Raw genomic sequence first — 24,818 nt, 5'->3', positions numbered from 1 at the left:
AAAGGACACCACCATGAGCTTCGAAATTGCACTCTCCGGTCTCACCGCCATCAACGACCAGTTGGAGACCATCAGCCACAACATCGCCAATACCGGCACCTACGGCTTCAAGTCCAGCCGCTCCAATTTCGCCTCCATGTACGCAGGCATCCAGCCCTCGGGCGTGGAGGTGGGTTCGATCACCCAGAGCATCGGCATCGGCGGCAGCGCCCAGACCACCGGGCGCAACATGGACGCCATGATCCAGGGGCGCGGCTTCTTCATCACCCGCGATACGTCGGGGCAGCCGGCCTATACGCGTGTGGGCATCTTCGGCACCGACAAGGACGGGTACGTGGTCGACAGCTTCGGCCACCGCGCGCAGGGCTACGCCCAGCTCTACGATGCCGCGGGCCAGCCGCTGACGGGCGCCGCGCTGGGCCCCCTGGGAGACCTGAAACTGCGCGACGGACAGATTTCCGCCCAGCCCACCACTGACCTGAAGTACGTGGGCAACCTGTCGTCCGACTGGACCGTGCCGACGGGTGCCTTCGATCCGACCAACCCGCTCACCTACAACAGTTCGTCCACTTCGGTTGTCTTCGACTCGCTTGGCAGCAAGCACACGCTGACCCAGTACTTCGTGAAGACCGGCACCGGCGCGGTGACCGTGAACTACAGCTTCGACGGCACGGCCTTGGCCCCCACCACCGCCATGACCTTCAATTCGCTGGGCCAGTTGACAGCGCCTGCCGCGCCGGTGGCCTTGGCCATCGCCGCGCCGGCAGGCGCCGACCCGCTGTCGATCGATGTCGACTACACCGGCACCACCGGCTTCGGCGGCTCCACGACCGAGCTCACCAACGCAGCCAACGGTTATGCCTCGGGCGTGCTCACAGGCGTGCAGATCGACGACGACGGCTCGGTGCTCGGGGTCTACAGCAACGGGCTGAAGCAGCGGGCCGGCACGCTGGCGCTGGCCACCTTCTCCAACGAGGACGGGCTGGTGCCGATCAGCGACACGGCCTGGGCTGCGTCGTCGTCCTCCGGCGACCCGCTGTACTCCACGCCTGGCACGGGCCTGTCCGGCACGCTCAAGTCGGGTGCGCTTGAGCAGTCCAATGTCGACATGTCGGCCCAACTCGTCATGCTCATGACCGCGCAGCGCAACTACCAGGCCAACACCAAGGTCATCTCGACCAACAGCGCGATGATGCAGTCGCTGATGCAGGCGGTCTGAGCGGCAATGGGGCATAGAACGCCATGGATTCCTTGATCTACACCACCATGAGTGGCGCCGAGCGTGCATTGCACGCCCAGCAGGTGCACGCCAACAACCTGGCTAACGTGGAGACCGGTGGCTTCCGGGCTGACCTAGAGCAGGCGTCGAGCCAGTTGGTGCCGGGCTATGGCTATGACGCGCGCTATCTGAGCCAGTTGCAGGCCAGCACGGTGTCGGCGCGCTCGGGACCGGTGCGCGAAACCGGGCGCGACCTGGATGCCGCCATTGCCGGTCAGGGCTATTTCACGGTGCAATGGAGCAGCGATGGCGGACAGGCCGGCGAGGCCTACACTCGCGCCGGCCATTTCGACGTGGATGCCGACGGCGCCCTGACGGTCAATGGCCGACCGGTGATCGGCGAGGGCGGGCCCATCGTGCTGCCCCCCTACGAGCGGCTGGAGATCGCGCAGGACGGCAGTGTCCTCGTGCAAGCCCCCGGAGAGACCGACATGCAGCCCGTGGACCGGCTCAAGCTGGTCAATCCTGACCCTGCTCAGGTGGCCAAGAACGCCGCCGGACTGGTCGTTGCGCGCGACGGCGCCGCGCTGCCGGAAGACGACACGGTGGCTGTGCACGGCGGCCATCTCGAAGGCAGCAACGTTTCCGCCATCGAGGAGATGGTGGCTGTGATGGACATCAGCCGCGACTTCGAAATCCAGATGAAGCTGCTGCGCGCCGCCGACTCCATGGCCGACACCGGCAATACCCGGCTGCTGCGCGAATGACGCCGCGCCAAGAGCCCAGAACCCTTTAGCCCGACTTTCAGGAGAACGACATGAACCCCGCCATGTGGATCAGCAAGACCGGCGTACAGGCGCAGGACGCCAAGCTGCAGGCCATCGCCAACAACCTGGCCAACGTCAACACTGTCGGCTTCAAGCGCGACCGCGTGGTCTTCGAGGATTTGTTCTACCAGGTCGACGCCCAGCCCGGCACCCAGCAGAGCGCTAACGTGGCGTCCACGCCGCTGGGGACGCAGTTGGGCACGGGCACGCGCCTGCTCGGCACGCAGAAGACCTTCACAGAAGGGCCGCTGCAGACCACTGGCCAGTCGCTCGATGTGGCCATCGTCGGCCAGGGCTTCCTGCAGGTCGAATTGCCCACGGGCGACATCGCCTACACCCGTGCCGGCCAGCTTCAGGTCAACACCGACGGTCAACTGGTGAACGCCCAGGGCCTGCCGCTGCAGCCTGCCATCACCATTCCCGCCAACGCCACGTCGGTCACCATCGGCGAGAACGGCATGGTCTCGGTCTCCGTGCCCGGCACCACGGCGCCGAACGAACTGGGGCAGTTGACGCTGGTGAGCTTCATCAACCCCGCCGGCTTGCTGGCGCTGGGCGGCAACCTGTACCAGGAAACCACGGCCAGCGGCGCGCCCAACGAGAGCATCGCGGGCGAGAACGGCATGGGCAAGCTCAAGCAGGGCACGCTGGAAGGTTCGAACGTGCAGGTGGTTGAAGAAATGGTGGACATGATTGCGGCCCAGCGTACGTATGAGATGAACACCAAGGTGCTGTCCGCCGCCGACAACATGCTCCAGTACCTGTCGCAGGCGGCACGGTAATGGACGGCGTGGCCTTCTTCCATCGCGCAGCGGCGTGCGCGGCACTGGCGCTTGCGGCCCTGCTGGCCGGCTGCGCCGCCGTAGCGCCGCCGCAACCGCCCGTGGCGCACGAAGTGGAGCCGTTCCCGCAGTCCGAGCCTCCCGTGGCGCGCAAGGGGCAGGCGGGCGGCGTGTTCGTGCCGCAGACTCCGTGGCTGCTCACATCCGACAGCCGCGCCTTCCGGCCCGGCGACGTGCTCACCGTGGTGCTGCAGGAAACCACGCAGGCCAGCAAGCAGGCCGACACCCAGTTCGGCAAGGGCAGCAGCCTGTCGATCGCGCCGTCCACCTTCCGCGGCAAGACGCTCCGGACCGACATCGGTCTGGAGTCGCAGAACGACTTCAACGGTACCGCGTCGAGCACGCAGCAGAACACGCTGCGAGGCGCCATCACGGTGATCGTGCACAACGTGCTGCCCAACGGCCTGCTGCTGATACAGGGCGAGAAAAGCCTGTACCTGAACCAGGGCGAGGAGTTTATCCGCCTGAGCGGCTATGTGCGCCCCGGCGACATCGATACCGACAATCGCGTGTCGTCGCAGCGCATCGCCAACGCCAACATAGCCTATTCCGGGCGCGGCACATTGGCCGATGCCAATTCGGCAGGCTGGCTGACGCGCTTCTTCGTCAGTCCCTGGATGCCCTTCTGATCGACCTGCGGAGTTGCCATGCGCCCTACCTTTGCATCCACTTGCTTCTTCCGATTTCTTGGCCGGCTGGCGCTGTGCGGCGCGCTCGCCTGCGGCCTGCCGGGCGTGGCCCAGGCAGCCCAGCAGGCGCTGCGCAATCTGGTGCAGGTGGAGGGCGTGCGCGAGAACCAGTTGATCGGCTACGGCATCGTGGTGGGCCTGCGCGGCAGCGGCGACGGAACGCAGATCAAGTTCGCGGGCCAGTCGGTGCTGAACATGCTCAAGCAGTTCGGTGTGAAGATGCCCGAGCGCACCGACCCCAAGCTCAAGAACACCGCCACCGTCATGGTCAGTGCCACCTTTCCGCCCGGCTATCGCAAGGGCCAGACCATCGACGTCACGGTTTCGTCGATGGGGGACGCCAAGAGTCTGCGCGGCGGCGTGCTGCTGCTGACCCCGCTGCGCGCAGCGGACGGCGAGGTCTATGCGCTGGCGCAGGGCAATCTGGTGATCAGCGGCGTCATGGCCCAGGGTGCCAGCGGGTCGAGCGTCACGGTCAACACGCCGACGGCGGGGCGCGTGCCCAACGGCGCGAGCATCGAGCGCGAGATCGAAAGCGACTTCGACGCCGGTGGCACCGTGCGCCTGAGCCTGCGGCGGCCGCATTTCCAGACCGCCACCAACATCGTCACTACCATCAACCGGCGCTACGGCGAGATTGCCAGCGCGCACGACGCCACAAGCATCGAGGTCATGGCCCCGGCCAATCCGACCCAGCGCGTGAGCTTCGTGGCGGCACTGCAGGCGCTGAACGTGGATGTGGGCGAGGAGATGCCCAAGGTCATCCTCAACTCGCGCACGGGCACGGTGGTGATCGCCGACGGCGTTAGGGTGCGGCCCGCCGCGGTGTCGCACGGCAACCTCAAGGTGGTTATTTCCGAGCAGCCTGCGGTGAGCCAGCCGGCGCCTTTCAGCCGCGGCGGCCAGACCCAGGTGGTGCCGCAGTCGCTGGTGAGCGTGGAGCAGGGCTCCGGGCACATGTTCAAGCTGGCGGCAGGCACCAGCCTGCAGACCATCGTGGACAGCATCAACAGCATCGGGGCGTCGCCCGACGACCTCATGGCGATTCTGCAGGCGCTGGACCAGGCCGGCGCCATCGAGGGCGAATTGATCGTGATCTGAGGAGGGTTCCATACCATGTCCATGCTCGATCCCACCCTGCCAACCACGCCTGCGGATGCGGCTGCCGCTGGCACGGACCCGGTTCTGCACGCCAAGGCCAGCGACGCCGCACGCAAGTTCGAAGGGCTCTTCATCACCGAAATGCTGCGCGGCATGCGGCGCAGCACGCGCGAGCTGGCCGGCGAGGACAGCATTTACCACGACCGGGTCAACGAGGACATGCTCGACCTGGCCGACACGCTGGTGGCCGATGCCATGGCCGGCCAGCATGCGTTCGGCATCGCCGACGTGATCCTGCGCCAGCTCCTGCCCAGCACGGCGCTTAAGTCGCCTACCACCATGGTCGCCCTGCCTAGGTAAGGCATCCACCGCTACGCCAACACCCTCCTTCCGATATGACAATCAACAACATCGCATTGTCCGGCGCTCTGGCGGCCCAGGCGGCCTTGGCAACGGCTAGCCAGAACGTCGCCAACGTCATGACGCCGGGCTACACCCGGCAGGGGGTGCTGTTGTCGTCCGTGCAACTGCTGGGCGGTACCCGCTCGCCGGGCAACGGGGTGGAAGTGTCGGCCCTGCTGCGCTTCAGCGACAGCTACAAGAGCCAGCAGCTGTGGAAGACGAACTCGGACCAGAGCCAGTATTCCGCATCACAGCCCTACCTGACACAGCTCGAATCGGTCATGGGTGACGACACTTCCAACATCGATGGCGGCATCGACGCCTTCTTTGCCGCCCTGAACGCGGCGACCATGGAGCCCACCTCCACGCCGCTGCGCCAGCAGGTCATCAATACGGCGGATGCGCTGGCGCAGCGCTTCAACAGCCTGAACCAGTTGTTCGGCAACCAACTGGCATCGGTCTACCGCCAGCGCGAAGCCATGGTGTCGCAAGTCAATTCATTGACGGCCAGCATCGCCAAGCTTAACGAGAAGATCGCCGGCACGCGCGGTACGGGCGTGAACGCCTCGGGCCTGATCGACGAGCGCGACAACAAGATCGACGAACTCGCGGGCCTGGTCGGCATCCAGGTGGTAGACCAGGAAGACGGTTCGCGCAACGTGTCCCTGCGGGGCGGGCAGCCGCTGGTGCTGGGCTCCCTGGCCGGCACCCTGAGCGTGGATGCGTCCACCAGCCCGCAGTCGCTCAAGTTGGGGTTCGTGAACGAGCAATTCAGCTTGGCCGCATCGGGACTCGGCGGCAGCCTCGGCGGCCTGGGCGATTTCGAGAAGGACCAGTTGCTGCCGCTGCAGAAATCGATCCAGCAGATGGCGCAGCAGATCACCACCAACATCAATACGCAGTTGGCGGCCGGTTTTGCCATGAATGGCTCGGTGGGCGCGCCCTTGTTCGACGCCGCGCCCCTCAGCGGCATCATGCAGGTGAGCAGTGGCATTCTGCCGCAGGACCTGGCGTTTTCGAGCAACGCGACGCTGCTGGGCGACAGCGGTAATCTGCAGACGCTTCTTACGGTGAAAGACCAGCCCGTGACGTTGGGCCTGACGGGTGCCGTGCTGCTCAGCGACGCGCATACCCAACTGGTGGGCTGGCTGGCCATGGGTAGCCAGCAGAACCAAGTGTCGCTCTCCACCGCCACGACAGTGCGCAACCAAGCCGTGGAAAGCTGGAAGTCCACCAGCGGTGTCAATGCCGACGAGGAGGCCATCAATCTCATGCAGTACCAGCAGATGTACGAAGCCAACATGAAGGTCATCGCTGTCTCGAACCAGTTGTTCGACAGCGTGCTGGCGATGTTCGGCTGACGGAGTGCCTTTCATGCGAATCTCCAGCACCCAGTATCACAGCACCATGAACACAGCCCTGCAACTGGCAAACGAACGCGCGGGCGCGGTCCTGCAGCAGATGGCTACCGGCAACCGCCTGCTCAAGCCCTCGGACGACCCCATTGCGCAGGTACGGCTCATGCGCCTAGGCCGCGAAGAGGCGGCGCTGGACCAGTACCGCAAGAACATCGAAACCCTGACCTCGCACCTGCAGCAGAACGAGGCGTACCTCGACGGCATCGTGAACGACACCATGCAGGTGCGCGATCTACTGGTGTGGGCGCTGGATGGCGCCAATGTGCCGCAGGACCTAAACGCCATGGCCACTTCCATCGACTCGCTGCGCGAGAGCATCCTGTACACGGCCAATAGCCGCGACCAGGAAGGGCGCTACGTGTTCTCCGGCACGATGACCGACATGCCTGCCATCACCTATGACCCACTGCAGCCGCTCGGTTCGCGCTATTCGTTCACCGGCAACGTGGGCCAGCAACTGGTGACGGTGGGCAACGGCGTGACGCAGCCCGCCAACATCAGCCTGCCCGAAGCGGCACCCCTGCTCAATTTGCTCGACCGCGTCTACGCCACGCTGAGCACGCCCAGCGTCAACGTGAACGATCCGGTCATGCGCGCTGAGCTGACGATCAGCCTGGTTGGCATGGACACCGCGCTCGACAGCGTGAACGCCCAGATCGCGCGCCTGGGCGGGCGCAGCAACATCCTGCAGACGCTGGACGACACGCACGCCAACGTTAGCCTGTCCAACCAAAACGCGGCAATCACGATTGGCCAGCTCGACTACGGCGATGCCGCAGTCAAGCTCAATGGCTACACCACGGCGGTGCAGGCCACGCAGAAAGCCTATGCGAAGGTCAGCAACCTGTCGCTGTTCGATGTGCTTTGAGCCTACGGACGCTCCATAGCAAGAGAAAGGGTTCCCGCAAGCCATGCAGGTCGAGTCCCCGCTTTCGGCACGGTTGACACCCCAGCGCACGCGCGCCGGGGTGGAACTGCTCGTTGCGCGCGGGGACGCGCAGGGCGTTTTTTCCGGCGCCACGAAAGCTGACGCGGATGCAACAGCCGCATCGACCGCCGCGCAGGCTGCGCCGGTCCGCGCGGGCCTGAAGACATGGATACCGCAGTACAACCAGGACGTCGCTGGTGCCCAGCAGGCACTGAGCTTCCTGGGTGACCTCGCGGAACGTCTGCAAGGCTTGCGGACGGCGCTGGGCAGCAAACTGGCGCAACTTTCTTCCGATGCCGAGGACGGGACGGCGCCGGCGGGCGAAGCAGCGGCGCTGGACAAGCTGCTGGGCGACTTTGCCAGGCGCTGGCGCGAACGGCCCCAGTCCACGATGCAGAGCCTGGACGGCAACCTCTCATACGGCAGGCGGGGCCACGCGCGTCAGCCGTTCCGCGTGGCCGGGCTCGACGCCAAGGCATTGCAGGGTGGTAGCCGCGAGACGCTGTTCTTTTCCGTAGGAGGGGCGGGCCGCCAGCCCATTCCGGTGGCAATCGATCCATCGGTGCCCTTGCCCGAGCAGGTGCAGCGCATGGACTTCGCGCTGGCTCCCACGGGGGTGCGCGCGGCGCTCGACGGCCAGGGCCAGTTGCAGTTCGACGTGGCCGAAACGCAATGGCCATCCGTGCGCGACTCCCTGGCCATCCAGGGCGGCGGCGTGCGTTATCCCGCCGGGCAGATGCATCTCGCGCGTCCCGAGACCGTGCCGCGCGCGGTGCGGCCGGAAACCTGGTCCGTCCACAGCCGCAGTGCCATGCGGCAGACCCTGCAGGCGGTACTGGAGGCCCAGAGCCGCGTATACGCAGCGCAGCAGCAGGTGCGGGCGGCGCTGTCCCGCGCCGCGAGCCAGATAACGCCTGCGGTTGAAGGCGGGGAGGATGATGGCACGCTCGGCATTTCCGCCTGGGTGGCGGACTTCAGCGCGCAGTTCGCGCAGCGGGGCGAGCAGTCGGGCTACCAGTTCGTCTCTGCAGTGGCGCCTGCGCTCATCGGCATCAGCCGCGAGCGCGTGGTGGCGCTGCTGGGCGCGACCATCGTGTAGCTTGCCCCATTGGCGGGGCGCATGGTCCAAAGGGAAAAGCCCCGAAACCTTGCAGTTCCGGGGCTCATCCGTTTGGTGTGATTCGCCGCGCCGCGTGCATCTGCGGCCGCGGGCGGTCTGCGCGTTGTAAATCCTCGCCATAGCTTCAGCTATGGCTGCGGTTTGCGCCTTGCAGCCCATTCAGATCCGCAGTGTCCGGCTTGCCGCTCGATTCGTGCAGAGATTCCCTGGGGCCAGGGAAGTGACGTCCCTGGCCGGCGCCCTGCATAGCCAGGCCGCTTTTTCAGGGCCGCGCGCGCAGGAGGTCGGTGTTGCCGGGTCGGCCCTCCAGGCGCAGTGTTGTCGCTGCGGCGGGTGTTTCGGCCAGTAGCCGCCCCCGGCGCCACACCTTGAGGCGCGCCGCGCGCAGCCGGATCGCTTCAACCGTGTCGCGCGCATGCAGCAGCACGAAGTCGGCGTTGCAGCCCGCCTCCAGCCCATAGCCCTCCAGCCCCATGACGCGCGCCGCATTCGCCGTGACGGCCTCGAAGCACTGGCGCATCGCCGCCTGGCTGGTCATCTGCGCTACGTGCAGGCCCATATGGGCCACTTCCAGCATGTCGCCGCTGCCCAGGCTGTACCACGGGTCCATCACGCAGTCGTGGCCGAAAGCCACGTTCACGCCGGCGGCCAGCAGTTCGGGCACGCGCGTCATGCCGCGGCGCTTGGGGTAGGTGTCGTGGCGGCCCTGCAGGGTGATGTTGATGAGCGGGTTGGCCACCACGCTCACGCCGCTTTCGGCAACCAGCGGCAGCAGTTTGCTCACGTAATAGTTGTCCATGCTGTGCATGGAGGTGCAGTGCGAGCCGGTCACGCGCCCTTGCAGGCCCAAGCGCTGGGTCTCGAAGGCCAGGGTCTCGATGTGGCGCGACAGCGGGTCGTCGCTTTCGTCGCAGTGCATGTCCACGCGCTTGCTGCGGTCGGCGGCGATCTCGCACAGCAGGCGCACGCTCTCGGCGCCGTCGGCCATGGTGCGCTCGAAATGCGGTATGCCGCCCACCACGTCCACGCCGCGGTCCAGCGCGCGCTTCAGGTTCTCCACGCCACCTGCGCTGCGCAGCACACCGTCCTGCGGGAAGGCGACGAGTTGAAGGTCGATGTAGGGTGCCACGCGGCGCTTCACGTCCAGTAGCGCATCGACTGGCAGCAGGCTGGCATCGCTGGTGTCCACGTGGCTGCGGATGGCCAGCAGCCCGCGCGCCACGGCCCAGTCGCAGTAGGCCAGGGCACGTTCCACCAGCGCCTCGTGCGTCAGGTGGGGCTTCAGCTCGCCCCACAGTGCGATGCCTTCGAGCAGCGTGCCGCTCTGGTTCACGCGCGGCAGGCCATAGGAGAGCGTGGCGTCCATGTGGAAATGCGCATCCACGAACGGGGGCGAGAGCAGCAGGCCGCCTGCGTCCACGGTCTCGCACGCGGGGGCTGCGAGACCCTCGGCCACTTCGGCGACGCGCCCGCCCTGCACGGCGACGGACATGTTCTTGCGCCCGTCGGGCAGGCTGGCGTTGGTGATGAGCAGATCGAGCATCGAGGGCGCCTTGAGGAAAGGGTTTTCGTGAGGGATGGCTCTTTAGTTATCCTATTGCTCCGGCCCCATGAATTTTGAACTTTCGTGAGTCGTTTGCCTGTGGCAGTCCGTTCACGACGACTCTCGACTTCAAAGGGCCGGCGTAACCAGCATCACCTTGGCACGCTCCACCTCGCGCGCAGGCGCCACACGCGAAGCAGCAAGTTCTTGCAGCGTGATGCGTTGTTCCCGCGTCAGCACCAACGCCGGCCGTTCAGATTTTCTCGCCATGATCACTACTTTCATGAGTTGAGGAGCAAGCATCGCGATTAGCTACTATTTAGTAACTGTATTGATGGAACGTACTGCTGGCCGGTACTGAAGTCGAGCATTGCGGTCGATTCTATCTATCGACCATGCGCGGCAATAGAAAACCTTATGGGGAGGCGGAAGCGCGCGCCGCGCCGGATGCCTGGGGCGCCTGGCCGAAGCCCTGGCCCTGCACTGTCAGCCCTTGCTCCGACAGGCGCCGCGCCGAAGCAGGGCCGATGCCGCGCACGCGGCGGATGAGGTCGGTCCAATCGCGGAATGCGCCATCGTGCGCACGGACTTCGAGGATCTTTCCCGACAGGCCGGGGCCTATGCCCTTGATGCTGTCGAGCTGCGCCTCGGTGGCCTCGTTGACCTCCAGTGCGCATGCAGGCAGCGCCAGCGCCAGAACCGCAAGGCAGAGCAGGGCGCGCGCTGGTTTTCCCATTTTTCTCACAGTTCCTCCACGCGTCGAGCGGGGTAGCTGTCCCAGGTCTGGCAGCCTGGGCACTGCCAGAAATGCTGCCGCGCCTCGAAGCCGCAGGCGGCACAGCGGTAGCGCGTGAGCGGGCGCGTGGCGTGGTCCAGCGCGCGCTGCACCTGGGCGTGGTACTGCTCGTGCTCCAGCTTTTCGCCGGCCAGCCAGCGTGCGGCGGCGACGAGCGAGGGCTCACGCTCCAAGTGGCGCACGTACCACATGCGAGCGTCCTGGCCGGGTGCCGGCAGGGCCTGCTCCAACGCGACGATGCCGTCGAGCACGTCCAGCGACGGAGTGTGCGCGTAGCTGTCGCGCAGCAGGGTGGAAACCTCCGCCTGCCGGCCAGCGGCCTGGCCGGTTTCGATGAGCAGCGGCACTGCCAGCGGCAGCGCCATGGGCGCCTGCCGCTCGATGGCAGCGAGCGTGTCGAAGGCTTCCTGGCTTTTGCTGCCCTGCAGCAGCAGGCGCGCGAGTTCGATGCGCGCGCGCGGCGCCTGGGGCGCGGCGTCGAGCGCTTCGCGCAGCAGCATCTCGGCCTGCGCCAACCGCCCCGCGGCGGCGTGGGCCTGGGCCTGCTCGCAGAGGTAGTGGGCCTGGCGGGCGCTGAAGTCGCCCTGGCCTGCGGCCTGCATCTTGCGGGCGATGGTGGTGGCTTGCGGCCATTCGCGCGAACGCTCGTAGATGGCCAGCCGCGCGAGCCGTGCCTGCTGCTCGAACGGCGTGCCCTCCAGGTCGGCCAGTGCGGCCTCGGCGCGGTCGAGCAGACCGGCCTTGAGGAAGTCGAGTGCAAGTGCGTGCTTGGCGCGGTTCCGGTCGGCACGGTTCAGGTCGCCGCGCGAGAGCAGATGTTCGTGCACGCGCACGGCGCGGTCGTATTCGCCGCGGCGGCGGAACAGGTTGCCCAGCGCGAAGTGCAGCTCCGATGTGTCGGGGTCGATGCGCACTGCCTCGATGAAGGCGTCGATGGCCTGGTCCTGTTGCTCGTTGAGCAGGTAGTTCAGGCCCTTGAAATACGCCTTGGGCGCGCGCCGGTTCTCCATGCGCAGTTGGTGCAGATCGAAGCGTGACGCGGCCCAGCCGAGCATGAAGGCAACCGGCAGGCCGAGCAGGATCCAGGCGAAGTCAAATTCCATGGTCGCGTGCGGTGGCGCCCTGCGCAGGTGCGGCGGGCGTGGCCTGCTGTGCGCGCCGCGCCGCGGAGCGGTGCCGCCACCAGCGCGGCACCATGCCCAGCACGCCCACCACCAGGCCACCCGCGAAGGCCGCGAGAACCACCAGCACCAGCGGCGCGCGCCAGGCCGTGCCGAAGAAGAAGTGCACGGTTGCGTCCTGCTGGTTGTTCAGTGCGAATGCGAAAAGGGTAAAAAAAATGGCTGCCTTGAGCAGCCACATGAGGTATTTCATCCGTCTCCTCTGTGACGGGGCGATTCTACTCAGGCCGCTTTCTGGGCCTGCTGCAAGGAGCTTTCGATTTCCGCAGTGCGGCGGTCCACGGCTTCGCGCAAGGCTTTGCCGGGCTTGAAGTGTGGCACGCGCTTTTCGGGGATGGCCACGCTTTCGCCGCTGCGCGGGTTGCGCCCCATGCGCGGCGGACGGTGGTTGACCGAGAAGCTGCCGAAGCCGCGTATCTCTATGCGGTGGCCACGCACCAGCGCTTCGCCTACGGCGTCTAGGATGGCCTTGACGGCGAATTCCGCGTCGCGGTGGGTCAGTTGGCTAAACCGTGCGGCGAGTTCTTCAACGAGGTCTGAGCGGGTCATGGTGGCTTCGGTGCGTGTGCGCAAAAGAGGAAAGAAAAACAGGGCGGCCCCTGCGGTGCAGAAGGCCGCCCCGCGGGGGTGGTTGCCGATCGCTGGATCAGTTGTTGTTGTCCAGCTTGGCGCGCAGCAGGGCGCCCAGGCTGGTGGTGCCGGCGCTTTCGCGGCTCGATTGCTGGCTCAGGCTGGCCATGGCTTCCTGCTGGTCGACCATGTCCTTCTGCTTGATGGACAGTTGGATATTGCGGGTCTTGCGATCCACATTGACCACCACGGCCGTGACTTCGTCGCCTTCCTTGAGCACGTTGCGGGCATCTTCCACGCGGTCGCGGGAGATTTCCGAAGCGCGCAGGTAGCCCACGATGTCGTTGCCCAGGTCGATCTCGGCGCCACGGGCGTCCACGGTCTTGACCTTGCCGGTCACCGTCTGGCCCTTGTCGTTGACCGTCACGAAAGTGGTGAACGGGTCGCCGTCGAGCTGCTTGATGCCCAGGCTGATGCGTTCGCGGTCCACGTCGATGGCCAGCACGATGGCCTCGACTTCCTGACCCTTCTTGTAGTTGCGAACCGCGGCTTCGCCGGGTTCGTTCCACGACAGGTCGGACAGGTGCACCAGGCCGTCGATGCCGGCAGCCAGGCCCACGAACACGCCAAAGTCAGTGATGGACTTGATGGGGCCCTTGACGCGGTCGCCACGCTTGGTGTTCTGCGCGAACTCTTGCCAGGGGTTGGCCTTGCACTGCTTCATGCCCAGGCTGATGCGGCGCTTGTCTTCGTCGATCTCGAGCACCATGACCTCGACCTCGTCGCCCAGCGAAACCAGCTTGGCGGGGGCGATGTTCTTGTTGGTCCAGTCCATTTCGGAGACGTGCACCAGGCCTTCGATGCCGGGTTCGAGTTCGACGAACGCGCCGTAGTCGGCGATGTTGGTGACCTTGCCAAACAGGCGCGTGCCCTGCGGGTAGCGGCGGCTGACGCCCATCCAGGGGTCGTCGCCCATTTGCTTGAGACCCAGCGAGACACGGTTCTTTTCGGTGTCGAACTTGAGGATCTTGGCCGTGATTTCCTGACCCGCCGTCACCACTTCGGATGGGTGACGCACGCGGCGCCATGCCATGTCGGTGATGTGCAGCAGGCCGTCGATGCCGCCCAGGTCCACGAACGCACCGTATTCGGTGATGTTCTTGACCACGCCATGAACAATGGCGCCTTCTTTCAGGGTTTCCATCAGCTTGGCGCGTTCTTCGCCCATGGAGGCTTCCACCACGGCGCGGCGGCTCAGCACCACGTTGTTGCGCTTGCGGTCGAGCTTGATGACCTTGAATTCGAGGGTCTTGTTCTCGTAGGGGGTCAGGTCCTTGATCGGACGGGTGTCGATGAGCGAGCCCGGCAGGAATGCGCGGATGCCGTTGACCAGCACGGTCAGGCCGCCCTTGACCTTGCCGCTGGTGGTGCCGGTGACGAATTCGCCGGATTCCAGGGCTTTTTCCAGCGCCAGCCAGGAGGCCAGGCGCTTGGCCTTGTCGCGCGACAGGATGGTGTCGCCGTAGCCGTTTTCGATGGCGTCGATGGCTACCGATACGAAGTCGCCGACCTGGACTTCGACTTCGCCCTTGTCGTTCTTGAACTCGTCGAGCGGAACATAGGCTTCGGACTTGAGGCCGGCGTTCACGACGACGAAGCTGTGTTCGATGCGCACGACTTCGGCGGTGATGACCTCGCCGGCGCGCATTTCGGAGCGCTGCAACGATTCTTCAAAAAGGGCGGCAAAAGATTCAGTCATGTATTTTCCTGTTCCGTCGCGGGTTTCCAGCCGCAAAAAGCGGGATTGCGTGGCGCGGCCGTTTTTAAAAGTCCGGGACGGTGGTGGTATTGCGGTTTACACCGCGGTTCTTTGAACAACCACGCTGCCGGTGCGCATGTTGCGCGGCGGGAGCGGCGTGGGCCTGGGCGGCAGCCTGCACTGCGCGGGTTCTAGTCCGCGCGGGGGAAAGGCTGCCTTTCCTGCCACCACTGCAGCACCTGGCTGACGGCTTGTTCGATCGTCAGTGCGGAGCTGTCGAGCAGCAGGGCGTCTTGCGCCGGCCTGAGCGGCGCGACGGGCCGGGACGAGTCCCGTGCGTCGCGCGCCTCCAAGTCAGCGCGAAGGTCGTCGATGTTAGCTGAAATCCCCTTTGAAATCAACTGCTTATAGCGGCGTTCGGCGCGGCATGCGGCGCTGGCCGTCAGATACACCTTGAGCGGGGCGCTGGGGAAGATCACGGTGCCCATGTCGCGCCCGTCGGCGACCAGCCCCGGCAGGCCGCGAAAACCCAGCTGCAGCGCCACCAGCGCGGCGCGCACGGCGGGCAGGGCCGAGACGCGCGAGGCGTTCATGCCGGCCTCCTCGGTGCGGATGGCCTCGCTCACGTCCTCGCCGGCGAGCAGGATGCGACCGGCGCGAAAGCGCACGGGCAGTTGCCGCGCCAGGGCGGCGATGCGCTCTTCGTGCGCCGCGTCGATCGCCAGGCCCGCGCGTGTTGCCGCCAGCGCGGTGATGCGGTACATGGCGCCCGAGTCAAGGAAGTGGTAGCCCAGGCGCTGCGCGACTTTCGCCGCCACCGTGCCCTTGCCCGAGGCAGTGGGCCCGTCGATGCAAAGCACGGGGATGCGCTCCACGGGCGTCTGCGCGACCGCAAACAGCGTCTCGAAATAGTCGGGGAAGGTCTTGGCCACGCACTGCGGGTCGAGGATGCGCACGGGCCGCGCGTCGGGATTGAAGGCCGCGAGCGAGAAGCACATCGCCACGCGGTGGTCGTCGTAGGTATGGATGGCCGCCGCGCGCCAGTGGCCAGCGGGCAGGGGATGGATGCGCAGCCAGTCCAGGCCCTCCTCCACGGTGGCGCCGAGCTTGCGCGCCTCGGTGGCCATGGCGGCAATGCGGTCGGTCTCCTTCACGCGCCAGCTCGCGATGTTGCGCAGTGTGCTGGGAGCGTCGGCATAGAGCGCCATCACGGCCAGCGTCATGGCCGCGTCGGGAATGTGGTTGCAGTCGAGGTCGATGGCCTGGAGCGGCCAGGCGCCGCGCCGCACATGCAGCCAGTTGGGGCCGCTGTCGATCTGCGCGCCCATGGCACGGGCGGCTTCGACGAAACGGATGTCACCCTGAATCGAGTCCGCGCCTACGCCCAGAATCTTGATGCCATTCTGGCCTGCATCGCCCGTGGATATTGCGCCAAGCGCTATGAAATAGCTAGCAGATGAGGCGTCCGCCTCGACGTGGATGCTGCCGGGCGAACGGTAGCGGCTGCCTGCCGGAACCGTGAAGCGGCTCCATCCCTCGCGTTGCACGACCACGCCGAAGCGCGCCAGCAACTGCAGTGTGATCTCGATATAGGGCTTGGAGATCAGCTCGCCCACCACGTCGATCACGATGTCGCGCCGTGCGACCAGCGGCAGCGCCATCAGCAGCGCAGTGAGAAACTGGCTCGACACGTCGCCGCGCACGGCAATCGGCGCATCGAGCCGGAGCGCGGGCTGCCCGATGGCCAGCGGCGGGTAGCCGGGGTTGCCCCGGTAGTCGATGCGGCAGCCCAGTTGGCGCAGTGCGTCCACCAGGTCGCCGATGGGGCGCTCGTGCATGCGCGCCACGCCCGAGAGTTCGAAGTCGCCACCCAGTACCGCCAGCGCCGCTGTCAGCGGGCGCATGGCCGTCCCGGCGTTGCCCAGGAACAGCCGCGCCGCCGTGGCTGGCGGCTGGCCGCCCAGGCCGGTGATGCGCAGCGGGCCACCTTCGGCCTGTTCCACGCCGCAGCCGAGCTGGCGCAGGGCTTCGAGCATGACGCGGGTGTCGTCGGAGTCGAGCAGGTCGTGCACGGAGGTCTGGCCTTCGCACAGCGCGGCCAGCAGCAGGACGCGGTTGGAAATGCTCTTGGAGCCGGGCAGGGTCACGCTGCCGTCGGCGCCCGCCAGCGGGGGAATGTCCAGAAATGTGGTGGTGAACATCTACGGCTGCGGGGGGGCGGAGGGCGCCTGGCCCGCGCTTGTCTGCAGCGCGGGCCAGGCGCCCATGCGCCATTGCGCACGGGTCTCGCTGGCCAGGGCGATCATGCCTTCGAGCGCCTGGGCATCGCCGCGCTTGACGGCTTTCTCGAATGCGTAGAGCGCCTGCTGGAAGCGCTTGGACTGCTCCAGCAGTTCGTCCTGGTTGGCCAAGAAGATGTCGCGCCACATCTGCGGCTCGCTGGCGGCGATGCGCGAGAAGTCGCGGAAGCCCGGGCCCGCGAGCGACAGGTAGTCCTGCCCGTAGGACTGGCCCGCGATGCTGTAGAGCAGGGCGAAGGCCAGCAGGTGGGGCAGGTGGCTGACCGCAGCGAAAGCGGCGTCGTGCGCCTCGGGCGGCATGCTGATGACGCGCGCGCCGAGGGCGGTCCATACTTCGCGCGCCTGCTGCAGCTTGGCTTGTGTCGTCTGCTGCGTGGGCGTGAGCACGATCTGCTTGCCGGTGAAAAGGTCGGCGTCGGCATGCTCCACGCCCGACTTTTCCTTGCCCGCGATGGGGTGGGCCGGCACGAAGGATCCGGCCTGGTCGCGCAGCGCGCGCAGCGCGGCGGCGGCCACGTCGGCCTTGGTGGAGCCCACGTCCATCACCAGCATCTGCGGCGTGACCAGGTGCTTGATGGACTTGAGCGTGGCTTCCGTAGCCGCCACGGGCACGGCCACGAGCACGATGTCGGCCCCGGCCACGGCCAGCAGCGCCGAGGGCGCCTCCACGTCGATCACGCCGAGCTGGCGCGCGCGGTCGGTGGTGGAGGGCGACTTGCTGTAGCCCACCACGCGCTTGACCAGCCCGGCCTTCTTGAGCGCCAGCGCGAACGAGCCGCCCATGAGGCCGCAGCCGATCAGGCCCAACTGCTCGAACATGCTATTTGCCTACCGGGTAGGTACCCAGCACCTTGTAGAAGGCGCACAGGGCGCGCAGTTCGGTCAGCGCCTTGGCCACGTGGGGCTGGGCCGGATGGCCGTCGATGTCGATGTAGAAGTAGTACTCCCACTGGCCGGTGCGTGCGGGTCGCGACTCGAAGCGCGTCATCGACACGCCGTTGGCCTTGAGCGGCACCAGCAGGTCGTGCACCGCGCCGGGCTGGTTGGGGACCGAGACGATCAGGCTGGTGCAGTCGTGGCCGGAGGGCGGCGGCGTGTCGAGCGTCTGCGGCAGGCAGATGACGGCGAAGCGCGTGCGGTTGTATGCCTCGTCCTGGATCGCGTGGGCGACGATGTGCAGGCCGAACTGGGTGGCCGCGCGCTCGCTGGCCAGGCCGGCCCAGGCCGGATTGGTGGCGGCCAGGCGCGCGCCCTCCGCATTGCTGGCGACGGCGCGGCGCTCGGCGTGCGGCAGGTTCTTGGCCAGCCAGTTCTGGCATTGCGCCAGCGCCTGCGGATGGGCCAGCACGGCCTCGATGCCGTCGAGCGCGTTGACCTGGCGCAGCAGGTTGTGGCGGATCAGCAGGCTGACCTCGCCGACCACGTGCGTGGGCGAATGCAGGAACAGGTCGAGCGAGCGCGTGACCACGCCCTCGGTCATGTTCTCCACGCCCACCACGCCGTACTGGGCGCTGCCGCTGGCGGTGGCGTGGAACACCTCGTCGAAGCTGGCGCAGTAGATCAGGTCGGCAGCGCCGCCGAAGTATTCGATCGCGGCCTGCTCGCAGAAGGTACCCGCCGGGCCCAGCACGGCCACGCGCTGGGGCGATTCGAGCGCCAGGCAGGAGGACATGATCTCGCGCCAGATGGCGGCGATGTGCAGGTCCTTCAGCGGCCCGGGGTTGGCGGCCTGCATCCTGGCGATGACCTGGGCCACGCGGTCGGGGCGGAAGAAGGGCGTGCCCTCGTGGCGCTTGAGCTCGCCCACCTGCTCGGCCACATGGGCGCGCTGGTTGAGCAGATCCAGCAGTTGCCGGTCGAGCGAATCGATCTGTACGCGCAGTTCGGCCAGTGCGGGGGAAGTGGAGGGAGCGGCGGGGGACGTCTCAGGCATGGTGCTGCTCGAATTCTCGCATGTAGTCCACCAGCGCCTGCACGCCCGCCAATGGCAAGGCGTTGTAGATCGAGGCGCGCATGCCGCCCACCGACTTGTGGCCCTTGAGCTGCAGCAGGCCGCGCGCCTTGGCGCCGGCCAGGAAGGCGTCGTTGCGGCTCTCGTCGCGCAGGAAGAACGGCACGTTCATGCGCGAGCGGCAGTCCGGGGCGACCTTGTTCACATAGAGCTGCGAGCCGTCGATGAAGCCGTACAGCAGCTTGGCCTTGGCGATGTTGCGCGCCTCCATGGCGGCTATGCCGGCCAGCGCGCCGTCGGTCTGGCGCTTGAGCCACTGGAACACCAGCCCGGCGATGTAGATCGCATAGGTGGGCGGCGTGTTGTACATCGACTGGTTGTCGGCCACCGTCTTGTAGTCGAACGCGCTGGGGCAGGCGGGCAGGGCATGGCCGAGCAGGTCTTCGCGCACCACCACCAGCGTGAGGCCGGCGGGCCCCAGGTTCTTCTGCGCGCCGGCGAAGGCCAGGCCCACGCGCGACCAGTCCACGGGGCGCGAGGCCACGTGCGACGAGAAGTCGATCACCAGCGGCGCGTCGCTGCCCAGGGCCTTGAGGTCGGGCAGGCGCTGGAACTCCACGCCATGGATGGTTTCGTTGGTGCAGGCGTGCACGTAGGCGGCCTGCGGGTCGAGCTGCCAAGTGGCCGGATCGGGCAGGGTGGTGAAGCCGCTGGCTTCGCCCGAGGCGGCGATGCGCACGCTGGCGTACTTGCGCGCCTCCTGCTGCGATTTCTGGCTCCAGCCGCCGGTGACCACGAAGTCCAAGGCGCCGCCGCGCGAGAGGTTCAGCGGCACGATGGCGTTCTCGGCCAGGCCGCCGCCCTGCATGAACAGGATCTTGAATTGCGGCGGCACGGCCAGGAGTTCGCGCAGATCGGCTTCGGCCTGTTCGTAGATGGAGATGAATTCGCGGCCGCGGTGGCTCATTTCCATCACGCCCATGCCGCTGCCATGCCAGTCGAGCATTTCGGCGGCGGCCTGGCGCAGTACTTCCTCGGGAATGGCGGCAGGGCCGGCGGAGAAGTTGTATGGGCGGTGCATGAAAATATCGGTGAAAATGGGCCCTAGCGCAGGAATAACCTGCGCTGGCAGCTATCAAAAATGTAGCGTCTGGCGCTCAGGCGGCATCCGTGGGCGCATCGTCGCCCTCGGCGTCGTTGCCAGCCACGTGGGCGTCGTTCTCCACGATGCGCTGCAGGCCACTCAGCTTGGCGCCGTCGTCCAGCGCGATCAGCGTCACGCCCTGCGTGGCACGGCCGAGTTCGCGGATTTCGGCCACGCGGGTGCGTACCAGCACGCCGGTGTCGGTGATGAGCATGATCTCGTCGTCCGTGCGCACCAGCGTGGCGGCCACGACCTTGCCGTTGCGCTCGCTCTGCTGGATGGCGATCATCCCCTTGGTGCCGCGCCCGTGGCGGGTGTATTCGCCGATCGGGGTGCGCTTGCCGTAGCCGTTCTGCGTGGCAGTCAGCACGGCCTGGGTTTCGTCCTCGGCCACCAGCATGGCGATCACGCCCTGGCCGTCTTCCAGCGTCATGCCGCGTACGCCGCGGGCGTTGCGGCCCAGCGGGCGCACGTCGTTCTCGTCGAAGCGCACGGCCTTGCCGCCGTCGGAGAACAGCATCACGTCGTGCTTGCCGTCGGTGAGCGCGGCGCCGATGAGGTAATCGCCTTCGTCGAGGTTCACTGCAATGATGCCGGCCTTGCGCGGGTTGTTGAACTCGTCGAGCGCGGTCTTCTTCACCGTGCCCATGCTGGTGGCCATGAAGACGTAGTGGTCGGCGGGGAAACTGCGGAACTCGCCGGTGAGCGCCAGCACCACGTTGATCTTTTCGCCTTCCTGCAGCGGGAACATGTTGACGATGGGCCGCCCGCGCGAGCCGCGCGAGCCCGCCGGCACCTCCCACACCTTGAGCCAGTAGAGTCGCCCCCGGTTGGAGAAGCACAGGATGTAGTCATGCGTGTTGGCGATGAAGAGCTGGTCAATCCAGTCGTCTTCCTTCGTGGCCGTGGCCTGCTTGCCGCGCCCGCCGCGCTTTTGCGCCCGGTATTCGCTGAGCGGCTGGCTCTTGATGTAGCCGCTGTGGCTGAGCGTGACCACCATGTCGGTGGGCGCGATGAGGTCTTCGGTGGAGAGGTCTTGCGCGCTGTGCTCGATCTCGCTGCGCCGTGCGCCGACCTTGGTCTGGCCGAATTCGTTCTTGAGCGTGGTGAGCTCGTCGCCGATGATGAGCGAGACGCGCTCGGGCCGGGCGAGGATGTCGAGCAGGTCTTCGATCTCGGCCATCACCTCCTTGTATTCGGCCACGATTTTGTCCTGCTCCAGTCCCGTGAGGCGCTGCAGGCGCATCTGCAGGATTTCCTGCGCCTGCGTGTCTGACAGGCGGTACAGGCCATCGCGGCCCATGCCGTAGGCGATGTCCAGGCCCTCTGGGCGGTAGTCGTCGGCGTTGACCACGCCGCCGTCGGTGCGGGTGCGGGTGAGCATCTCGCGCACCAGGGTGCTGTCCCACGCGCGGGCCATCAGCTCGGCCTTGGCCACCGGCGGCGTGGGCGATTCGCGGATGATGCGGATGAACTCGTCGATGTTGGCCAGCGCCACCGCCAGCCCTTCGAGCACGTGGCCGCGGTCGCGCGCCTTGCGCAGCTCGAACACCGTGCGGCGGGTCACCACCTCGCGCCGGTGTTGCAGGAAAACCCACACCAGGTCCTTCAGGTTGCACAGGCGTGGCTGGCCGTTCACCAGCGCCACCATGTTGATGCCGAAAGTGTCCTGAAGCTGGGTCTGCTTGTAGAGGTTGTTGAGCACCACCTCGGGCACTTCGCCGCGCTTGAGCTCGATGACCAGACGCATGCCTGACTTGTCGGATTCGTCCTGGATGTGGCTGATGCCTTCGAGCTTCTTCTCGTGCACCAGTTCGGCCATGCGCTCCTGCAGCGTCTTCTTGTTGACCTGGTAGGGCAGCTCGTCGACGATGATGGCTTGGCGCTGGCCGCGGTCGATGTCCTCGAAATGCACCTTCGCGCGCATCACCACCTTGCCGCGCCCCGTGCGGTAGCCTTCCTTCACGCCACCCACGCCGTAGATGATGCCGGCGGTGGGGAAATCGGGCGCCGGGATGATCTCCATCAGCTCGTCGATGGTCGCGTCGGGGTTCTTGAGCATGTGCAGGCACGCATCCACGACCTCGCTCAGGTTGTGCGGAGGAATGTTGGTGGCCATGCCCACCGCGATGCCGGCGGAGCCGTTGACCAGCAAGTTGGGCAGCCGGCTGGGCAGCACCAGCGGCTCTTTCTCGCTGCCATCGTAGTTGGGGCCGAAGTCGACGGTTTCCTTGTCGATATCGGCCAGCATTTCGTGGGCGATTTTGGCCAGTCGGATTTCCGTATAACGCATGGCTGCCGCGTTATCGCCATCGACGGAGCCGAAATTACCCTGGCCGTCCACGAGCATATGGCGCAGGGAAAAATCCTGGGCCATGCGCACAATCGTGTCATAAACGGCGCTGTCGCCGTGCGGATGGTATTTACCGATTACGTCGCCCACGATGCGGGCGGATTTTTTATAGGGGCGATTCCAGTCGTTGCTCAGCTCGTGCATTGCAAAGAGTACGCGCCGGTGCACGGGCTTGAGGCCGTCGCGAGCGTCCGGCAGGGCGCGGCCCACGATCACGCTCATGGCGTAGTCGAGGTAGCTGCGGCGCATCTCCTCCTCAAGGCTGATGGGCAGGGTTTCTTTGGCGAACTGGGTCATGGAAGGCGGGGAGCTCTGCGGCAAATGGGCTCTGATTTTAAGTGGAAGCGCCTGTCGCGAACTAGCAACATCTTCGGAGGATTGCGCTTTTGTCCTACGGAATGACGCCGCTCCAGGAGTCGCTTATGCGGTTACGTATGGCACAATCAATGGAACGTTTTTGGTGATGGTCACTGACGACGTCTTTGATTCGCAGCGCGGCTGCGGCTTTTTCCCCAAGAGGAGAACCATGAAGAAACTGAACAAAGTGGCGATGTTGTTTGCCTCTGCAGCGCTTGCAACCGCCGCTGGCGCCCAAAGCATCGACAACTGGAAGAACGGTACCGGCGAACTCGTCTGGAAGAACGGCACCAACGAATACTGCTGGCGCGATGCCAACTGGACGCCCGCCACCGCTGCCCCTGGCTGCGATGGCGCACTGGCTCCTGCAGCCGCTCCCGCTCCTGCCGCCGCCTCCCCGGCTCCTGCTGCCGCCGCCGCCAAGACTCCCGTCCCGGCTCCCCAGCCGCCCGCCGCCAGCAAGGTGACCTACGCTGCCGACGCCTTCTTCGACTTCGACAAGTCCGTGCTCAAGCCCGAAGGCAAGGCCAAGCTTGACGACCTGGTCGGCAAGGTGAAGAACATCAACCTGGAAGTCATCATCGCCGTCGGTCACACCGATTCCATCGGTACCGACGCCTACAACCAGAAGCTGTCGGTGCGCCGTGCCGAAGCCGTGAAGGCGTATCTCGTGTCCAAGGGTATCGAAAAGAACCGCATCTACACCGAAGGCAAGGGCGAGAAGCAACCCATCGCCGACAACAAGACCGCCGAGGGCCGCTCCAAGAACCGCCGCGTGGAAATCGAAGTGGTCGGCACCCGCTCCAACTGATCTCCAGTTTGCGTCTCGCAAGGAAGCCCCGCTTGGCGGGGCTTTTTTCATGGTGTGCCCGGCACGGGCGCACTCCTGCGGGTGCAAGTCCCGCCGTAAGTTGATCACAGCGAACGAAGCGAAGCGCAACTGCATGAGGGCGACCGAGTGTGGGGAGGAAGCGTGGAGCGAAGCTGCGAGCCGATGAACAAGAACCGGATAGAAGGCGCTGCCGAGCAGGGCGAGCGGGCCATGAACCGCGAAGCTCTTGTGATCAAGGCGAAGTGGCGTAGATCCGGCGGTTGTGCAGCGAAGGAGTGTGTCCTTACCCGGGGAGATCTCGCCTTGTGGGTGAAAGCCTGACGGTTGCTGCCGGAGCGAGAAGTCAGCAGAGGTCGTAGTAGCCCGAGTCGGGGGCCGTTGAGGCAGGACCAAAAGGACGAAGGACCAAACGAGAGTGAGTGACCGAGGACACGTGTGATGTCAAAGGCCATGCGTCAGATGCCGCAGCGATGCGGGCGGGCGGGCGTAGCGCGCGGTGAAGCCGCGCGTGATCCTGTCAGCGACGAAGCCAGCGGCCCGCCGCGTGAACACCCGGGCACGGGGTCGGCAAAGCAGATGGCGGGCACTGGTGGCCTGCTGGAAGCGGCGCTGACGAGAGAGAACCTGCCTGGGGGTGCCCAGGCTGCTCTGACCTCAAGCTCTCGAACCGCCCGGTGCGGACCCGCATGCCGGGTGGTGTGGCAGGGGTGCAGCCTATGAAGGCTGCCCCCTATGCCGATGCGGCTTCAAGCACAATGGGCGCATGAGCGAAACCCTGAATGCGGACCCGGCCGAACTGGCCAAGTTTTCCAGCCTCGCCCACCGTTGGTGGGATCCCGACAGCGAATTCCGCCCGCTGCACCAGATCAACCCGCTGCGCCTCGAATGGGTCGACGGCATCGCCCCGCTGGCGGGCCGGCGCGTGCTCGATGTCGGCTGCGGTGGTGGCATCCTGGCCGACGCCATGGCGCGCAAGGGGGCCGATGTGCTGGGCATCGATCTGGCGGGCAAGTCCCTGCGCGTGGCGCAACTGCATGCGTTGGAAGCCGGCACCGTGGGCGTGCAGTACCGCGAGGTCAGTGCCGAAGCCATCGCCGCTGAACAGCCGGCCAACTTCGATATCGTCACCTGCATGGAGATGCTCGAGCACGTGCCCGACCCGGCGTCGGTCGTCAATGCGTGCAGGCAACTGGTCAAGCCCGGTGGCTGGGTGTTTTTCTCCACCATCAACCGCAACGCCAAATCGTTCCTGCTGGCCATCGTGGGCGCCGAATATGTGCTGGGCATGCTGCCGCGCGGTACGCACGAATATGCGAACCTGATTCGCCCGCATGAACTGGCCGCATGCTGCCGCAGCGCGGGCCTGGACGTGCGGTGCATGCAGGGATTGCAATACAACCCGCTGACGGGGCGGTATTGGCTGAGCCGCGATACCAGCGTCAACTATCTGCTGGCAACCCAGCGTCCTGAGGGAAAAGGCTGATCC

The 24,818-nt window shown here is 66.2% G+C and carries 23 protein-coding genes; 11 read left to right on the top strand and 12 right to left on the bottom strand.

Going from position 1 to position 24,818, the window contains the following annotated elements:
• Nucleotides 1-13 precede the first annotated feature (13 nt).
• The 9 genes from PY257_RS03215 to PY257_RS03175 are packed head-to-tail and all read left to right on the top strand — an operon-like array spanning nucleotide 14 to nucleotide 8,525.
• On the top strand, nucleotides 14-1,219 hold the full coding sequence (locus PY257_RS03215; protein ID WP_275738681.1) for a flagellar hook-basal body complex protein: 1,206 nt from the start codon (nucleotides 14-16) through the stop codon (nucleotides 1,217-1,219).
• 23 nt (nucleotides 1,220-1,242) lie between these two features.
• Complete coding sequence (locus PY257_RS03210) at nucleotides 1,243-1,986, top strand: flagellar basal body rod protein FlgF (protein ID WP_275738679.1); 744 nt, start codon at nucleotides 1,243-1,245, stop codon at nucleotides 1,984-1,986.
• A gap of 50 nt (nucleotides 1,987-2,036) precedes the next feature.
• On the top strand, nucleotides 2,037-2,828 hold the full coding sequence (gene flgG, locus PY257_RS03205) for a flagellar basal-body rod protein FlgG (RefSeq protein WP_275738677.1): 792 nt from the start codon (nucleotides 2,037-2,039) through the stop codon (nucleotides 2,826-2,828).
• 8 nt (nucleotides 2,829-2,836) lie between these two features.
• A complete protein-coding gene (gene flgH / locus PY257_RS03200; RefSeq protein ID WP_275738675.1) occupies nucleotides 2,837-3,517 on the top strand; it encodes a flagellar basal body L-ring protein FlgH in 681 nt (226 codons plus the stop codon).
• An 18-nt stretch (nucleotides 3,518-3,535) separates the two neighbouring features.
• The gene (locus PY257_RS03195; RefSeq protein WP_275738673.1) at nucleotides 3,536-4,678 is read left to right on the top strand and encodes a flagellar basal body P-ring protein FlgI; all 1,143 of its coding nucleotides are present in this window, start codon (nucleotides 3,536-3,538) and stop codon (nucleotides 4,676-4,678) included.
• A 15-nt stretch (nucleotides 4,679-4,693) separates the two neighbouring features.
• Complete coding sequence (locus tag PY257_RS03190; RefSeq protein WP_275738671.1) at nucleotides 4,694-5,038, top strand: hypothetical protein; 345 nt, start codon at nucleotides 4,694-4,696, stop codon at nucleotides 5,036-5,038.
• Between the two features lie 35 nt (nucleotides 5,039-5,073).
• The gene (gene flgK / locus PY257_RS03185) at nucleotides 5,074-6,441 is read left to right on the top strand and encodes a flagellar hook-associated protein FlgK (protein WP_275738669.1); all 1,368 of its coding nucleotides are present in this window, start codon (nucleotides 5,074-5,076) and stop codon (nucleotides 6,439-6,441) included.
• Nucleotides 6,442-6,454: 13 nt separating this feature from the next.
• Nucleotides 6,455-7,366: a flagellar hook-associated protein FlgL gene (gene flgL, locus PY257_RS03180; protein WP_275738667.1), complete on the top strand. Its 912-nt coding sequence runs from the start codon at nucleotides 6,455-6,457 to the stop codon at nucleotides 7,364-7,366.
• A gap of 43 nt (nucleotides 7,367-7,409) precedes the next feature.
• The gene (locus tag PY257_RS03175; RefSeq protein ID WP_275738665.1) at nucleotides 7,410-8,525 is read left to right on the top strand and encodes a hypothetical protein; all 1,116 of its coding nucleotides are present in this window, start codon (nucleotides 7,410-7,412) and stop codon (nucleotides 8,523-8,525) included.
• Between the two features lie 283 nt (nucleotides 8,526-8,808).
• Here the strand turns inward: PY257_RS03175 and PY257_RS03170 are convergent, their stop codons facing one another.
• From PY257_RS03170 to gyrA, 12 genes are all read right to left on the bottom strand, one after another.
• Complete coding sequence (locus tag PY257_RS03170) at nucleotides 8,809-10,089, bottom strand: amidohydrolase family protein (protein ID WP_275738663.1); 1,281 nt, start codon at nucleotides 10,087-10,089, stop codon at nucleotides 8,809-8,811.
• Between the two features lie 129 nt (nucleotides 10,090-10,218).
• Complete coding sequence (locus PY257_RS03165; RefSeq protein WP_275738661.1) at nucleotides 10,219-10,374, bottom strand: hypothetical protein; 156 nt, start codon at nucleotides 10,372-10,374, stop codon at nucleotides 10,219-10,221.
• 130 nt (nucleotides 10,375-10,504) lie between these two features.
• A complete protein-coding gene (locus PY257_RS03160) occupies nucleotides 10,505-10,825 on the bottom strand; it encodes a ComEA family DNA-binding protein (RefSeq protein ID WP_275738658.1) in 321 nt (106 codons plus the stop codon).
• Between the two features lie 5 nt (nucleotides 10,826-10,830).
• Nucleotides 10,831-11,988, bottom strand: coding sequence for a lipopolysaccharide assembly protein LapB (lapB, locus tag PY257_RS03155; protein WP_275738656.1), 1,158 nt, complete (start codon nucleotides 11,986-11,988; stop codon nucleotides 10,831-10,833).
• Nucleotides 11,978-12,259, bottom strand: coding sequence for a LapA family protein (locus PY257_RS03150; RefSeq protein WP_275738654.1), 282 nt, complete (start codon nucleotides 12,257-12,259; stop codon nucleotides 11,978-11,980). Before PY257_RS03150 ends, lapB begins: the two co-directional genes overlap by 11 nt.
• Nucleotides 12,260-12,288: 29 nt before the next feature.
• Complete coding sequence (locus tag PY257_RS03145; protein WP_275738652.1) at nucleotides 12,289-12,639, bottom strand: integration host factor subunit beta; 351 nt, start codon at nucleotides 12,637-12,639, stop codon at nucleotides 12,289-12,291.
• A 73-nt stretch (nucleotides 12,640-12,712) separates the two neighbouring features.
• Nucleotides 12,713-14,485: a 30S ribosomal protein S1 gene (rpsA, locus tag PY257_RS03140; protein ID WP_275738779.1), complete on the bottom strand. Its 1,773-nt coding sequence runs from the start codon at nucleotides 14,483-14,485 to the stop codon at nucleotides 12,713-12,715.
• Between the two features lie 101 nt (nucleotides 14,486-14,586).
• Nucleotides 14,587-16,596, bottom strand: a complete 2,010-nt coding sequence (locus PY257_RS03135) for a bifunctional 3-phosphoshikimate 1-carboxyvinyltransferase/cytidylate kinase (RefSeq protein ID WP_275738650.1) — start codon at nucleotides 16,594-16,596, stop codon at nucleotides 14,587-14,589.
• On the bottom strand, nucleotides 16,597-17,514 hold the full coding sequence (locus tag PY257_RS03130) for a prephenate dehydrogenase (RefSeq protein ID WP_275738648.1): 918 nt from the start codon (nucleotides 17,512-17,514) through the stop codon (nucleotides 16,597-16,599).
• A 1-nt stretch (nucleotide 17,515) separates the two neighbouring features.
• Nucleotides 17,516-18,628: a prephenate dehydratase gene (gene pheA / locus PY257_RS03125; RefSeq protein ID WP_275738647.1), complete on the bottom strand. Its 1,113-nt coding sequence runs from the start codon at nucleotides 18,626-18,628 to the stop codon at nucleotides 17,516-17,518.
• Complete coding sequence (serC, locus tag PY257_RS03120; protein WP_275738645.1) at nucleotides 18,621-19,727, bottom strand: 3-phosphoserine/phosphohydroxythreonine transaminase; 1,107 nt, start codon at nucleotides 19,725-19,727, stop codon at nucleotides 18,621-18,623. Before serC ends, pheA begins: the two co-directional genes overlap by 8 nt.
• Before the next feature lie 76 nt (nucleotides 19,728-19,803).
• Entirely contained in the window at nucleotides 19,804-22,440 is a 2,637-nt protein-coding gene (gyrA, locus tag PY257_RS03115; protein ID WP_275738643.1) for a DNA gyrase subunit A, read from the bottom strand.
• Between the two features lie 229 nt (nucleotides 22,441-22,669).
• Here gyrA and ompA point away from each other — a divergent pair, with 229 nt between their 5' ends.
• Together ompA and ubiG are read left to right on the top strand one after the other, a co-directional pair.
• On the top strand, nucleotides 22,670-23,311 hold the full coding sequence (gene ompA, locus PY257_RS03110; protein WP_275738641.1) for an outer membrane protein OmpA: 642 nt from the start codon (nucleotides 22,670-22,672) through the stop codon (nucleotides 23,309-23,311).
• A 784-nt stretch (nucleotides 23,312-24,095) separates the two neighbouring features.
• Nucleotides 24,096-24,815 (top strand): bifunctional 2-polyprenyl-6-hydroxyphenol methylase/3-demethylubiquinol 3-O-methyltransferase UbiG, encoded by a 720-nt coding sequence (gene ubiG / locus PY257_RS03105; RefSeq protein WP_275738639.1) that lies wholly within the window; start codon nucleotides 24,096-24,098, stop codon nucleotides 24,813-24,815.
• Nucleotides 24,816-24,818: the final 3 nt, after the last annotated feature.

It is taken from the genome of Curvibacter soli, from assembly GCF_029211125.1.
GTDB lineage: Bacteria > Pseudomonadota > Gammaproteobacteria > Burkholderiales > Burkholderiaceae_C > Curvibacter_A > Curvibacter_A soli.
The sequence above is the reverse complement of the archived record's forward strand: the minus strand, read 5'-3'. Positions and strand labels throughout refer to the sequence as shown.